This window comes from Xylophilus sp. ASV27 (assembly GCF_016428875.1).
In the GTDB taxonomy this organism is placed as follows: Bacteria; Pseudomonadota; Gammaproteobacteria; order Burkholderiales; family Burkholderiaceae_C; genus Xylophilus.
Map to the genome: position 1 here is coordinate 1 of NZ_JAELTO010000117.1, position 13,282 is coordinate 13,282.

Here is a 13,282-nt window from a genome sequence, read left to right on the forward strand (position 1 = left end):
GTGGGATGGGATGCAAGGCGCAAACCGCAGCCATAGCCGCAGCTATGGCGAGGATTTGCAACGCCGCAGACCGCCCACAGCAGGGATGCGCGACACGCGAGGGACTTGTTCAGCGTTGCCTTAGGCCAGCAGCCGCGAGGACTTGGGCACGTGCGCCATCAGGAACTCCATCTGGTCGGCCAGGATGCGGCGGTTGCGCAGGATGAAGTCCTCCCACAGGCTGGGCACGTAGGGCGCATAGAGCAGCGGCATGCGGGCCTGCTCGGGCGTGCGGTGGCTCTTGCGGTGGTTGCAGGGACGGCAGGCGGTGACCACGTTCATCCAGGTGTCCACGCCCTTCTGGGCGAACGGGATGATGTGCTCGCGCGTCAGCGCCTCTTCGTGGAAGTGGTTGCCGCAATAGGCGCAGACGTTGCGGTCGCGCTGGAACAGCTTGGCATTGGTGAGGCCGGGGCGCAGCTGGAACGGGTTGATGTTGGGTACGCCGCGCGTGCCGATGATGCTGTTGATCGCAATCTGCGACTGCTCGCCGGTCTGCGCATTGGTGCCGCCGCGGAACACGGCGATGCGCCGCCCCGACTCCCAGCGCACTTCGCCGGCGGCATAGTGGATCACGGCCTGCTCCAGGCTGATCCAGGATTGCGGCAGCCCTTGGGCCGACAGCTTCAAGACCTTCACGACACAGCTCCCAGAAAGGCGCCGGCCGCACCACCCAAAGAAGACTGTTCGCCGGCACACGTTGCAGATGTCTCGCACCCGGACGCCGCTTGCCAGGCGGCAATCCGTCGGGGCCCGCGGCCTGCCGGACTTGGCCCGGCGGCCGCGCGGCCCTGGGTCACAATATACCCTGTTCATGACATTTCCGTGCCAATGGCGTGCCGTACCTGGGCGTCCTGCTATCAAAAAGATATCGACCATGAAGGTTTTTCGCGGCTTCCACCATCCCGGCGTGGCGCCCGCCTGCGCGCTCACCGTGGGCAATTTCGACGGCGTGCACCGGGGCCACCAGGCCATGCTGGCGCTGTTGAAGAGCGAGGCGCGCCACCGCGGCGTGCCGAGCTGCGTGCTGACCTTCGAGCCGCATCCGCGCGACTACTTTGCCGCCGCGCACGGCAAGGCCAGCCTGGCGCCGGCGCGCATCAGCACGCTGCGCGACAAGCTGGGCGAGCTGGAGGCCTGCGGCATCGACCAGGTGGTGATCCTGCGCTTCGACGCCCGCGTGGCCGCGCAGCCGGCGCAGGGCTTCATCGACGAGGTGCTGGCGCGCGGCCTGGGCGCGCGCTACGTGCTGGTGGGCGACGACTTCCGCTTCGGGGCCCGGCGCGCGGGCGACTACGCCATGCTGGACGCGGCCGGCGGCGCCGCGGGCTTCGACGTCGCGCGCATGATGAGCTACGAGGTGCGCGGCCTGCGCGTCTCCAGCTCGGCGGTGCGCGAGGCGCTCTCGGGCGGGCAGATGGAGCGCGCCGCGCAACTGCTCGGCCGGCCCTACAGCCTGAGCGGGCACGTGGTGCACGGCCGCAAGCTCGGCCGCGCGCTCGGCGCCACGGCGCCCGGGCGCGGCGACGGCTTCCGCACGCTGAACCTGCGCTTCTCGCACTGGAAGCCGGCGGCGGCCGGCATCTTCGCGGTGCTGGTGCACGGCCTGGGAGACGCGCCGCTGCAGGGCGTGGCCAACATGGGCGTGCGCCCGTCGCTGGACCCGGCGGACGTCAACGGCGGCCGGGTGCTGCTGGAAACCCATTGCCTGGACTGGCCGCCCGGGCTGGGCGACGAAGGGGCGTACGGTAAAATCATACGCGTGGAACTGCTGCACAAACTGCACGACGAATTGCGCTACACCAGCCTCGATGCCCTGACCGCGGGCATCGCCAAGGACCGCGACGACGCGCGCGCCTACTTCGCCTCGCTGCACGGGCAGACGCACCGCCAGACCTCCCGCGACCGAATTTGAAGCCCTGCCCGCGCCGGCTGCGGCGCTGTGCTGCCGCCCTTCGACAGGCTCGGGGCGGACGGCTCGATTTCCGTACCGATCACCACCCCCGTTCGGGCTGAGCCTGTCGACCACCTCGACGAACCTCCTCCATGTCCGAAGCCCCCGACTACCGCAGCACCCTCAACCTGCCCGACACGCCCTTCCCGATGCGCGGCGACCTGCCCAAGCGCGAGCCGGGCTGGGTCCGGGAGTGGGAGGACAAGGGCATCTACAAGAAGCTGCGCGACGCGCGCTGCAATGCGCCGCGCTTCGTGCTGCACGACGGCCCGCCCTATGCCAACGGCCAGATCCACATGGGCCATGCGGTCAACAAGATCCTGAAGGACATGATCGTCAAGGCGCGCCAGTTGAAGGGCATGGACGCGGTCTACGTGCCGGGCTGGGACTGCCACGGCCTGCCGATCGAGAACCAGATCGAGAAGACCTTCGGCCGCAACCTGAGCCGCGACGAGGTGCAGGCCAAGAGCCGCGCCTACGCCACCGAGCAGATCGCGCTGCAGAAGAAGGACTTCCAGCGCCTGGGCGTGCTGGGCGAGTGGGACAACCCCTACCTCACCATGAACCCCGGCAACGAGGCCGACGAGATCCGCGCCCTGAAACGCATCATGGAGCGCGGCTTCGTCTACCGCGGCCTGAAGCCGGTGTACTGGTGCTTCGACTGCCGCAGCTCGCTGGCCGAGTTCGAGATCGAATATGCCGACAAGAAGTCGCAGACCGTGGACGTCGGCTTCGAGGCCGCCGAGCCCGAAAAGCTCGCCGCCACCTTCGGCCTGGCGACGCTGGCCAAGCCCGCCTTCATCGTGATCTGGACCACCACCGCCTGGACCCTGCCGGCCAACCAGGCGCTGAACCTGAACCCGGCGCTGGAGTACGCGCTGGTCGACACGCCGCGCGGCCTGCTGGTGCTGGCCTCGGCCCTGGTCGAGAAGGCGCTGGCGCGCTACCAGCTCGAAGGCACGGTGCTGGCCACCGCGCTGGGCGAGAAGCTGGCCGGCCTGCAGTTCAAGCACCCGCTGCACGGCGTGGCCGACCCCGGCACCGGGCAGTACAGTTACCGCCGCCTGTCGCCGGTGTACCTGGCCGACTACGCCACGGCCGAAGATGGCACGGGTATCGTGCATTCTTCGCCGGCCTATGGCGTGGACGACTTCAACTCCTGCGTCGCGCACGGCATGGGGCATGACGACATCCTGAACCCGGTGCAGGCCAACGGCGTCTACGTGGACGAGTTGCCGCTGTTCGGCGGCCAGTTCATCTGGAAGGCCGCGCCGCTCATCATCGACACGCTGCGCGAGGCCGGCCGCGTGTTCGCCACCGAGACCATCAGCCACAGCTACCCGCACTGCTGGCGCCACAAGACGCCGGTGATCTACCGCGCCGCGGCGCAGTGGTTCGTGCGCATGGACGAGGGCGAAGGCGTGTTCACCAAGGACAAGGCCGCCAAGACCCTGCGCCAGCTGGCGCTGGAGGCCATCGAGCAGACCGGCTTCTACCCCGAGAACGGCCGGGTGCGGCTGCGCGACATGATCGCCGGCCGGCCCGACTGGTGCATCTCGCGCCAGCGCAGCTGGGGCGTGCCGCTGCCCTTCTTCCTGCACAAGGCCACCGGCGAGCTGCACCCGCGCACCATGGAACTGATGGACCTGGCCGCGCGCATGGTCGAGCAAGGCGGCATCGAGGCCTGGAGCAAGGCCACGGCCGAGGAGATCCTGGGCGCCGAGGCCGAGCACTACAGCAAGAGCAACGACATCCTGGACGTGTGGTTCGACTCCGGCACCACGCACTACACCGTGCTGCGCAACAGCCACGCGGCGCAGTCGGCCTGGCCGGCCGACCTGTACCTGGAAGGGCACGACCAGCACCGCGGCTGGTTCCACAGCTCGCTGCTGACCGCCTGCGCCATGTACGACCGCGCGCCCTACAAGGGCCTGCTGACGCACGGCTTCACGGTCGACAGCCAGGGCCGCAAGATGAGCAAGTCGCTCGGCAACGGCGTCGATCCGCAGAAGACCAGCGAGAAGCTCGGCGCCGAGATCATCCGCCTGTGGGTCGCCGCCAGCGACTACTCCGGCGACATCGCGGGCGACGACAAGATCCTCGCGCGCGTGGTGGACGCCTACCGCCGCATCCGCAATACGCTGCGCTTCATGCTGGCCAACACCAGCGACTTCGACCCGGCGGCCGATGCCGTGGCCGACGCCGAGCTGCTGGAGATCGACCGCTACGCGCTGGCCCGCGCCGCGCAGTTCCAGGAAGAGATCCTGGCGCACTACGAGGTCTACGAATTCCACCCGGTGGTCGCCAAGCTGCAGCTCTACTGCTCGGAGGACCTGGGCGGCTTCTACCTCGACATCCTGAAGGACCGGCTCTACACCACGGCGCCGAAGTCGCTGGCGCGGCGCAGCGCCCAGACCGCGCTGTGGAAGATCACCCAGGCCATGCTGCGCTGGATGGCGCCGTTCCTCAGCTTCACCGCAGAAGAGGCTTGGAAGCTGGTCGGCCGCTCGGAATCGATCTTCATGGAAACCTACATGGACCTCGGCGCGCCCGATGCCGCGCTGCTGGCCAAGTGGGGCCGCATCCGCGAGATCCGCGACGCGGCCAACAAGGAGATCGAGGCCCTGCGCAGCGCCGGCCAGGTCGGCGCATCGCTGCAGGCCGTGCTCACCGTGGGCGCGCCGCCGCAAGACCTGGCGCTGCTGCAGAGCCTGGGCGACGACCTGAAGTTCGTCTTCATCACATCAGCTATTAATTTAATAGCTGAAAGCCCGCTAAGCATCAAGGCTGCAAGCAGTTCAGACGCCAAATGCGAGCGCTGCTGGCACTACCGTGCCGACGTCGGCCAGGACGCGGCCCATCCCACGCTCTGCGGCCGCTGCACCCGCAACCTGTACGGCGCCGGCGAAACGCGGAGGGCTGCCTGATGGCGCCGCGCCCCGAAGGCGCGGCCCGGTCCATCGCCGCCCTGCCCTGGCTGGCGCTGGCCCTGGTGCTGGTCGTGGCCGACCAGGTCACCAAGACCCTGATCCTCGAACACTACCGGCTCGGCGACTACACCACCATCACCGGTTTCTTCAACATCGTGCGCGCCCACAACACCGGCGCGGCCTTCTCGTTCCTCGCGGCCGCCTCGGGCTGGCAGCGCTGGCTGTTCACCGGCATCGGCGTGGGAGCGGCGGTGCTCATCGTCTGGATGCTGCGCGCGCACGCCGGGCAGCGCCTGTTCTCGTTCGCGCTGGCCTGCATCCTGGGCGGCGCGGTGGGCAACGTGGTGGACCGGCTGATGCACGGCTACGTGGTCGACTTCCTGGACTTCCACTGGGCCGGCTGGCACTTCCCGGCCTTCAACCTGGCCGACTCGGCGATCACCGTCGGCGCGGTCTGCCTGATCCTGGACGAGCTGCTGCGGCTGCGGAAGAAGTAGCCCCGCCCGCAACCGTCATGGAGACCCGGCCCTTGCGCCTGCTGCCCTGCCGCATGCCCGGCATCGAGGCCGTGGAAGCGGATACGGCGCGCGTCTTCGGCCGCCATACCCATGAGCAGTTCGGCCTGGGCCTGATCGGGCGCGGCGCGCAGAAGTCGGCCAGCGGGCGCGGCCTCGTCGAGGCGCAGGCCGGCGACGTCATCACCGTCAACCCCGGCGAGGTGCACGACGGCGCGCCGATCGGCGATGGCGGACGCGCCTGGCGCATGCTCTACCTCGACCCCGCCATCGTGGCCGGCCTGGCCGCCGACATTGCGGACGGCGCCGCGCCGGCGGTCGAATTCACCCAGCCCGCGCTGCGCGACCGGCGCGTGGCCGCGCTGTTCGGCAGGCTGTTCCGCGCCATGGCCGGCAGCGGCGATGCCTTCGCAGCGGAAGAGGCGCTACTGCGCTGCCTGGGCGCCGTGCTGCAGGCGCGGCAGCGCGCGCCGCGCGCGGTGCCGGCGGGGATCGCGGCGGCGCGCGCCCTGATCGACGACGATCCCGCCGCCGGCCTGACGCTGGCCGAGCTCGCGCGGCAGGCCGGCTTGAGCCGCTACCAGTTCCTGCGCGGCTTTGCCCGCGCGACCGGCCTCACGCCCCACGCCTACCTGATGCAGCGGCGCATCCACCGCGCGCGGCGCCTGATCGGCGGCGGCATGCGGCTGGCCGACGCGGCGGCCGACAGCGGCTTTGCCGACCAGAGCCACATGACGCGGCTGTTCATGCGCAGCTTCGGCATGGCGCCGGGCGCCTACGCCCGACGCTGAACTCCGCCGCCCGCAATTTCATTCAAGACGGCCGGGCGGGCCGCGATGAGGATCGGGGCACCATGAACCTCGAATTCCTGATCACCTCCCTGATCGTCATTGCATCGCCGGGGACCGGTGCGCTGGTCACCGTGGCCGCGGGCCTGTCGCGCGGGGCGCGCGCCTCCGTCGTCGCCGCCCTGGGCTGCACGCTCGGCATCCTGCCCCACATGCTGGCGGCGATCACCGGCCTGGCAGCGCTGCTGCACGCCAGCCCCGCCGCGTTCGAGGCGATCCGCTACGCCGGTGTCGCCTACCTGCTGTACATGGCGTGGCAGGCCCTGCGGCAGCAGGGTGCGCTGCAGATCGAGAGCGGCGGGCCCGAGCGTTCCGGGCGGCAGGTGATCGCGCAGGCGATGCTGGTCAACCTGCTCAACCCCAAGCTGTCGATCTTCTTCTTCGCATTCCTGCCGCAATTCGTCGAGCACGGGCAGGCACGGCCCGCGCTGCGCATGCTGCAACTGTCCTTCGCCTTCATGGCGATGACGTTCGCCGTGTTCGCGGCCTACGGCATCTTCGCCGCCGTGGTCCGCGACCGGGTGCTGGCGCGCCCGGGTGTTCTCGCCTGGATGCGCCGGGGGTTCGCGGCGGCCTTCGTCACAATGGCGGTCAAGCTGGCGCTGGTGCAGCGCTAGCGCCAACGCTATTAATTTAATAGCTAATAGCCCAGGATGCACCTGGGCTGCAACCCATTTTCATCAGAAAAGCCGCTGGGCAGGATGGTGCGCGCCCGATCCCCACAACCGGGTTTCCCGCTATACGCGCCGCCTTCTAAAGTGTATACAGTTCCGTGCACAGGAACGTACACAAACCAGGAGCCCCCATGTCCTCTTCCGTCCACCCCGTTGACGAGCGGCTGCCCACCGGCAAGCTGGCGGCGCTGGGCCTTCAGCACGTGCTGGTGATGTATGCCGGCGCGGTGGCGGTGCCGCTGATCGTCGGGCGCGCGCTCAAGCTCAGCCCGGAGCACGTGTCCATGCTGATCTCGGCCGACCTGTTCTGCTGCGGCATCGTGACGCTGATCCAGGCGCTGGGGGCCACGCAGTGGTTCGGCATCAAGCTGCCGGTGATGATGGGCGTGACCTTCGCCTCGGTCGCGCCGATGGTGACCATGGCCAACGTCAGCCCCGGCGCCGAGGGCGCGCAGCTGATCTTCGGCTCGATCATCGGCGCGGGCGTGATCTCGATCCTGATCGCGCCCATGATCAGCCGGCTGCTGCGCTTCTTCCCGCCGGTGGTGACCGGCACCATCATCGCGGTGATCGGCATCAGCCTGATGCGCATCGGCATCAACTGGATCTTCGGCAATCCGGTGGGGCCGACCGCGCCCAGCGTCGTCGATCCGGCCTACCTCAAATGGCTGGCCGACGCGAGCGCGCCGGGCTCGGCGCTGCCGCCGCCCAAGGGCCTGGCGCTGCTGCCCACGGTGCCCAACCCCCGGTACGCCGACCTCACCGGCGTGGGCATCGCCGCGCTGGTGCTGGTGGCCATCCTGCTGATCGCCAAGTACGCGCGCGGCTTCATTGCCAACATCTCGGTGCTGCTGGGCATCGTGCTCGGCGCCGTGGTCGCCGCCGCCCTGGGCCTGATGCATTTCGACAAGGTCGGGCAGGCCGCGTGGGTGGACATCGTGCTGCCGTTCCACTTCGGCATGCCGCGCTTCGACCCGGTGCTGATCCTCACCATGTCGCTGATCATGGTGGTGGTGATGATCGAGTCCACCGGCATGTTCCTCGCCCTGGGCGAAATGACCGGGCGCAAGGTGGACCAGGCCGACCTCGCGCGCGGCCTGCGCACCGACGGGCTGGGCACGCTGATCGGCGGCATCTTCAACACCTTCCCCTACACCAGCTTCTCGCAGAACGTCGGGCTGGTGGCGGTGACCGGCGTGCGCAGCCGCTACGTCTGCGTGGCCGGCGGCGCGATCCTGATCGTGCTGGGCCTGCTGCCCAAGATGGCGGCGCTGGTCGAGTCGCTGCCCACGGTGGTGCTGGGCGGCGCGGGCCTGGTGATGTTCGGCATGGTGGCGGCCACCGGCATCCGCATCCTGGGCGGGGTGGACTTCAAGACCAACCGCCACAACGCGCTGGTGGTGGCGATCTCGATCGGCATCGGCATGATTCCGCTGATCGCCCCCAACTTCAAGCAATGGATGCCGCATGCGATCCACCCGGTGATCGAGTCGGGCATTCTGCTGGCGTCGATCAGCGCGGTGCTGCTCAACCTGTTCTTCAACGGCGCCCGGGAAGACCAGGCAGCCACCATCGAGGCCGCGCGCCAGGCCGAGGCGCATTGAGCGGGCCTCTCATGCCTTGGGCAGCGTCTCCCACCAGCGCGGCCCGAAGCGGCCCTGCAGGAAGGCGATGAAGGCCTGCACCTTGGCCGGCACCAGCTTGGGCGAGGGGAACACGGCGTGGATCTCCTGCTCGGGCAGCGTGTGGCCGCGCAGCACTTCCACCACCTGCCCGGCGGCCAGCGAGTCGCCGGCCACGTAGCGCGGCATTGCCGCAATGCCCAGGCCGTTGCGCGCGGCCGCCAGCACGGCCGACAGGTTGTTGGAGCGCAGCCGGCCCGCCACCGGCACCGTGAGCGCCTCGCCCCCGGGCGCGGCGAGCCGCCAGACGTCGTCGCCCAGCACGCTGCTGTAGATCAGCGCGGCATGGCCGGCCAGGTCCTGGGCGCGGCGCGGGGTGCCGTGCTTCTTCAGGTAGCGCGGCGCGGCCACCATGAGCCAGGGGTTCATGCCGAGAAAGCGCGCGCCCAGCGTGGAGTCGGCCAGCTTGCCCATGCGCACCGCCAGGTCGATGCCCTGCGCCACCAGGTCGGTGTAGCGGTCCTCGAAGCTCAGGTCCAGTTGCACCTGCGGGTGCAGCGCCATGAATTCCAACGCCAGCGGCACCAGCACGCGCCGCCCGAATGCCACCGAGGTGCCCACGCGCAGCAGGCCCTGGGCCTGCGACTGGCGCCCGCGCACCACGCGCTCGGCCTCTTCGGCCTCGCGCACGATGTTGCGGCATTTCTCGTAGTACAGCGCGCCCGGCTCGGTCAGGCTCACGCCGCGCGTGTTGCGGTTGAGCAGGCGCACCTTCAGCCGCGCCTCGATCGCCGCGACCTGCTTGGTCACCGTGGGCTGGGTGGTGGCGAACTCCTTGGCCGCTTTGGAAAAGCTGCCGGTCTCGGCCACGCGCACGAACATCTCCATCGCCTGCAGTCGGTCCATGCCTTGTCTCCGGCCATTCTTGAATGGAATAGATGTTATGGGGCCGGGCCGTCTTCTTCAATCGGCCCGCGGTTCCTACAGTGCTGACACCACCCCACAGGAGTCAGACACATGACGAGAATGACCGCGATCCAGGCCGCCGTCCACGTAATGGAGAAGGAAGGCGTCACGCAGGCGTTCGGCGTGCCCGGCGCCGCCATCAACCCGCTGTACGCCGCGCTGCGCCGGCAGGGCAGCATAGGCCACATCCTGGCGCGCCATGTCGAGGGCGCCTCGCACATGGCCGAGGGCTACACCCGCGCCGCGGCCGGCAACATCGGCGTGTGCATCGGCACCTCGGGGCCGGCGGGCACCGACATGATCACCGGCCTGTACTCGGCCTGGGCCGACTCCATTCCCATCCTCTGCATCACCGGACAGGCGCCGCGCGCGCGGCTGTACAAGGAGGACTTCCAGGCGGTGGACATCGAGTCGATCTCCAAGCCGGTCACCAAGTGGTCGGTCACGGTGCGCGAGCCGGCCCTGGTGCCGCGCGTGTTCCAGCAGGCCTTCCACCTGATGCGCTCGGGCCGGCCCGGCCCGGTGCTGATCGACCTGCCGTTCGACGTGCAGATGGCCGAGATCGAGTTCGACCCCGACACCTACTCGCCGCTGCCGGTCTACAAGCCCGCGGCCACGCGCGCCCAGATCGACAAGGCGCTGGACATGCTGCAGGCCGCCGAGCGCCCGCTGATCGTGGCCGGCGGCGGCATCATCAACGCCAATGCCTCGGACCTGCTGGTGGAATTCGCCGAGCTGACCGGCGTGCCGGTGATCCCCACGCTGATGGGCTGGGGCAGCATCGCCGACGACCATCCGCTGATGGCCGGCATGTGCGGCCTGCAGACCAGCCACCGCTACGGCAACGCCACGATGCTGGCGAGCGACTTCGTGCTGGGCATCGGCAACCGCTGGGCCAACCGGCACACCGGCTCGGTCGAGGTCTACACGCTGGGCCGCACTTTCGTGCACGTGGACATCGAGCCGACGCAGATCGGCCGCGTGTTCGCGCCGGACTACGGCATCGTCTCCGACGCCAAGGCCGCGCTCGAACTCTTCGTGCAGGCCGCGCGCGAGCGCCGCGCCGCCGGCGCGCTCAAGGACCGCGGCGCCTGGGTCGCCGCATGCCAGGAGCGCAAGGGCACGCTGCTGCGCAAGACGCATTTCGACCAGGTGCCGATGAAGCCGCAGCGCGTCTACCAGTGCATGAACAACGCCTTCGGCCGCGACACCTGCTACGTGAGCACCATCGGCCTGTCGCAGATCGCGGCCGCGCAGTTCCTGCACGTCTACCGGCCGCGCAACTGGATCAACTGCGGCCAGGCCGGCCCGCTGGGCTGGACCGTGCCGGCCGCCCTGGGCGTGCGCGCGGCCGACCCGGCGCGCGAGATCGTGGCGCTGTCGGGCGACTACGACTTCCAGTTCATGATCGAGGAACTGGCCGTGGGCGCGCAGTTCAAGCTGCCCTACATCCACATGGTGGTCAACAACGCCTACCTGGGCCTGATCCGCCAGGCCCAGCGCGGCTTCGACATGGACTACTGCGTGCAACTGGCCTTCGACAACATCAACACGCCCGGTGACGAGCAGGAACTGCGCGGCTACGGCGTGGACCACGTCAAGGTGGTCGAAGGACTGGGCTGCAAGGCGCTGCGCGTGCAGCGCCCCGACGAGCTGGCGCCGGCCATCGCCCAGGCCCGCGCCTGGATGCAGGAGTTCCAGGTGCCGGTGGTGATCGAGGTGATCCTCGAGCGCGTGACCAACATCGCCATGGGCACCGAGATCGACAAGATCAACGAGTTCGAGCCGCTGGCAGAAAGCCGCGCCGACGCGCCCACCGCCACGCTGGCCTCCATGCTCGACTAGGAAACGACCCCATGCCCAAGTTCGCCGCCAACCTCAGCATGCTCTTCACCGAGGTGCCCTTCATGGACCGTTTCGCCGAGGCCCGCAGCGCCGGCTTCGACGCGGTGGAATACCTGTTCCCCTATGCCCACAGCCCGGAGCAACTGGCCTCGACCCTGCGCCACAACGGCCTGCGGCAGGTGCTGCACAACCTGCCCGCCGGCGACTGGGAGGCCGGCGAGCGCGGCATCGCCTGCCACCCCGGCCGCGTGGACGAGTTCCGCGCGGGCGTGGAGCGCGCCATCGGCTACGCCCACGCGCTCGACTGCCCGCAGCTCAACTGCCTGGCCGGCAAGGTGCCGACCGGCGTGAGCGGCGAGCAGGCGCGCGCCACGCTGGTGGCCAACCTGCGCTTTGCCGCCACCGTGCTCGGCAAGGCCCGCATCCGCCTGCTGGTGGAGCCGGTCAACAGCCACGACATCCCGGGCTTCTTCCTCACGCGCAGCGCGCAGGCGCTGGAGATCATGGACGAGGTCGGCTCGGACAACCTGTTCCTGCAGTACGACATCTACCACGCGCAGCGCATGGAAGGCGAACTCGGCAACACGCTGCAACGCCACCTGCCGCGCATCGGCCACATCCAGTTGGCCGACAACCCGGGGCGCCACGAGCCCGGCACCGGCGAGATCAACTACCGCTGGCTGTTCAAGCACATCGACGCGCTGGGCTACCAGGGCTGGATCGGCTGCGAGTACAAGCCCGCCGGCAACACCCACCACGGCCTGGGCTGGATGGACCCCTTGACCCACTGAAGACGGAAAGACCTCACCACATGACCCCCACCAGACTCAAGCTCGGCTTCATCGGCCTGGGCATCATGGGCGCGCCGATGGCCGCGCACCTGCTCCGTGCCGGCCACAAGCTGTTCGTGCACACGCGCAGCAAGCTGCCGCAGGCGCTGGCCGACGACGGCGCCACCGTCTGCACCACGGCCCAGGGCGTGGCCGAGCGCGCCGACGTGGTCTTCATCATGGTGCCCGACACGCCCGACGTGCAGGCCGTGCTGTTCGGCGAGCAGGGCGTGGCCGCCGGCCTCAAGGGCAGCCAGGGCAAGACGGTGGTGGACATGAGCTCCATCGACCCGATCGCCACCAAGGACTTCGCCGCGCGCATCCGCAAGCTCGGCGCCGACTACCTCGACGCGCCGGTGTCCGGCGGCGAGGTCGGCGCCAAGGCCGCCAGCCTGACCATCATGGTGGGCGGCGAGCCGGAGGTGTTCGAGCGCATCAAGCCGCTGTTCGAGCTGATGGGCAAGAACATCACCCTGGTCGGCGGCAACGGCGACGGCCAGACCTGCAAGGTGGCCAACCAGATCATCGTGGCGCTCAACATCGCGGCCGTGGGCGAGGCCCTGGTGTTCGCCTCCAAGGCCGGCGCCGACCCGGCGCGCATCCGCCAGGCGCTCATGGGCGGCTTCGCGGCCTCGCGCGTCCTGGAGGTGCACGGCGAACGCATGATCAAGCGCAGCTTCGCGCCGGGCTTTCGCATCGCCCTGCACCAGAAGGACCTGAACCTGGCGCTGCAGGGCGCGCGCGCCCTGGACGTGGCGCTGCCGCAGACCGCGGGCGCGGCGCAACTGATGCAGTCCTGCGCCGCCCTGGGCCATGGCCAAGCCGACCATTCGGCCCTGGTGCGCGCGCTGGAGTCCATGGCGCAGCACGGCGTGATGCCGGATGCCTGAAAAGACGATTGCTATTTATTTAATAGCAACAAGCCCAGGACTTCAGGGCAATCGCATCTAACCAGAGCCCCCCATCCCCAGAGCCGCTCCCATGCCCATGAGGTGCTCCAGATAGGGCAGGCTCCAGCCAGCGCGCTTGCGCTTGGCCTGCAGCCCGAGCTTCACCGAG

At 69.3% G+C, this 13,282-nt stretch carries 11 protein-coding genes; 9 read left to right on the plus strand and 2 right to left on the minus strand.

All coding sequences use genetic code 11. The features are described from left to right. Nucleotides 1-120: 120 nt before the first annotated feature. Entirely contained in the window at nt 121-678 is a 558-nt protein-coding gene (locus JHD63_RS19050; protein ID WP_198972384.1) for an HNH endonuclease, read from the minus strand. A gap of 238 nt (nt 679-916) precedes the next feature. Between JHD63_RS19050 and JHD63_RS19055 the strand changes: the two genes are divergently transcribed. The 6 genes from JHD63_RS19055 (at nt 917) to JHD63_RS19080 (ending at nt 8,564) form a co-directional block, all read left to right on the plus strand. After that, nucleotides 917-1,954 carry a bifunctional riboflavin kinase/FAD synthetase gene (locus JHD63_RS19055; protein ID WP_198972385.1) on the plus strand — a complete coding sequence of 346 codons (1,038 nt, stop codon included), beginning with the start codon at nt 917-919 and terminating at the stop codon, nt 1,952-1,954. A gap of 131 nt (nt 1,955-2,085) precedes the next feature. After that, nucleotides 2,086-4,920: an isoleucine--tRNA ligase gene (gene ileS / locus JHD63_RS19060; protein ID WP_198972386.1), complete on the plus strand. Its 2,835-nt coding sequence runs from the start codon at nt 2,086-2,088 to the stop codon at nt 4,918-4,920. Next, nucleotides 4,920-5,420: a signal peptidase II gene (gene lspA, locus JHD63_RS19065; protein ID WP_198972387.1), complete on the plus strand. Its 501-nt coding sequence runs from the start codon at nt 4,920-4,922 to the stop codon at nt 5,418-5,420. Before ileS ends, lspA begins: the two co-directional genes overlap by 1 nt. A 17-nt stretch (nt 5,421-5,437) precedes the next feature. Continuing rightward, entirely contained in the window at nt 5,438-6,229 is a 792-nt protein-coding gene (locus JHD63_RS19070; RefSeq protein ID WP_198972388.1) for an AraC family transcriptional regulator, read from the plus strand. 62 nt (nt 6,230-6,291) lie between these two features. Further along, nucleotides 6,292-6,903: a LysE family translocator gene (locus JHD63_RS19075; protein ID WP_198972389.1), complete on the plus strand. Its 612-nt coding sequence runs from the start codon at nt 6,292-6,294 to the stop codon at nt 6,901-6,903. Between the two features lie 188 nt (nt 6,904-7,091). Next, nucleotides 7,092-8,564 carry a nucleobase:cation symporter-2 family protein gene (locus JHD63_RS19080; RefSeq protein ID WP_198972390.1) on the plus strand — a complete coding sequence of 491 codons (1,473 nt, stop codon included), beginning with the start codon at nt 7,092-7,094 and terminating at the stop codon, nt 8,562-8,564. 9 nt (nt 8,565-8,573) lie between these two features. Here the strand turns inward: JHD63_RS19080 and JHD63_RS19085 are convergent, their stop codons facing one another. Further along, nucleotides 8,574-9,488 (minus strand): LysR family transcriptional regulator, encoded by a 915-nt coding sequence (locus JHD63_RS19085; protein ID WP_198972391.1) that lies wholly within the window; start codon nt 9,486-9,488, stop codon nt 8,574-8,576. A gap of 111 nt (nt 9,489-9,599) precedes the next feature. Here JHD63_RS19085 and gcl point away from each other — a divergent pair, with 111 nt between their 5' ends. Genes gcl through glxR form a run of 3 tightly spaced genes read left to right on the plus strand, consistent with a single transcriptional unit; the run spans nt 9,600 to nt 13,113 of the window. Further along, nucleotides 9,600-11,393, plus strand: coding sequence for a glyoxylate carboligase (gene gcl, locus JHD63_RS19090; protein WP_198972392.1), 1,794 nt, complete (start codon nt 9,600-9,602; stop codon nt 11,391-11,393). Between the two features lie 11 nt (nt 11,394-11,404). Then, nucleotides 11,405-12,184, plus strand: coding sequence for a hydroxypyruvate isomerase (hyi, locus tag JHD63_RS19095; protein ID WP_198972393.1), 780 nt, complete (start codon nt 11,405-11,407; stop codon nt 12,182-12,184). Between the two features lie 20 nt (nt 12,185-12,204). After that, nucleotides 12,205-13,113: a 2-hydroxy-3-oxopropionate reductase gene (glxR, locus tag JHD63_RS19100; RefSeq protein WP_198972394.1), complete on the plus strand. Its 909-nt coding sequence runs from the start codon at nt 12,205-12,207 to the stop codon at nt 13,111-13,113. The last annotated feature ends 169 nt before the right edge of the window (nt 13,114-13,282 follow it).

Bases quoted from the DNA above. Each gene is read 5' to 3' on its own strand.
- JHD63_RS19075 (WP_198972389.1), top strand. From the start codon at position 6,292: ATGAACCTCGAATTCCTGATCACCTCCCTGATCGTCATTGCATCGCCG.
- glxR (WP_198972394.1), top strand. From the start codon at position 12,205: ATGACCCCCACCAGACTCAAGCTCGGCTTCATCGGCCTGGGCATCATG.
- JHD63_RS19085 (WP_198972391.1), bottom strand. From the start codon at position 9,488: ATGGACCGACTGCAGGCGATGGAGATGTTCGTGCGCGTGGCCGAGACC.
- JHD63_RS19055 (WP_198972385.1), top strand. From the start codon at position 917: ATGAAGGTTTTTCGCGGCTTCCACCATCCCGGCGTGGCGCCCGCCTGC.
- gcl (WP_198972392.1), top strand. From the start codon at position 9,600: ATGACGAGAATGACCGCGATCCAGGCCGCCGTCCACGTAATGGAGAAG.
- JHD63_RS19070 (WP_198972388.1), top strand. From the start codon at position 5,438: ATGGAGACCCGGCCCTTGCGCCTGCTGCCCTGCCGCATGCCCGGCATC.
- JHD63_RS19080 (WP_198972390.1), top strand. From the start codon at position 7,092: ATGTCCTCTTCCGTCCACCCCGTTGACGAGCGGCTGCCCACCGGCAAG.
- lspA (WP_198972387.1), top strand. From the start codon at position 4,920: ATGGCGCCGCGCCCCGAAGGCGCGGCCCGGTCCATCGCCGCCCTGCCC.
- hyi (WP_198972393.1), top strand. From the start codon at position 11,405: ATGCCCAAGTTCGCCGCCAACCTCAGCATGCTCTTCACCGAGGTGCCC.
- ileS (WP_198972386.1), top strand. From the start codon at position 2,086: ATGTCCGAAGCCCCCGACTACCGCAGCACCCTCAACCTGCCCGACACG.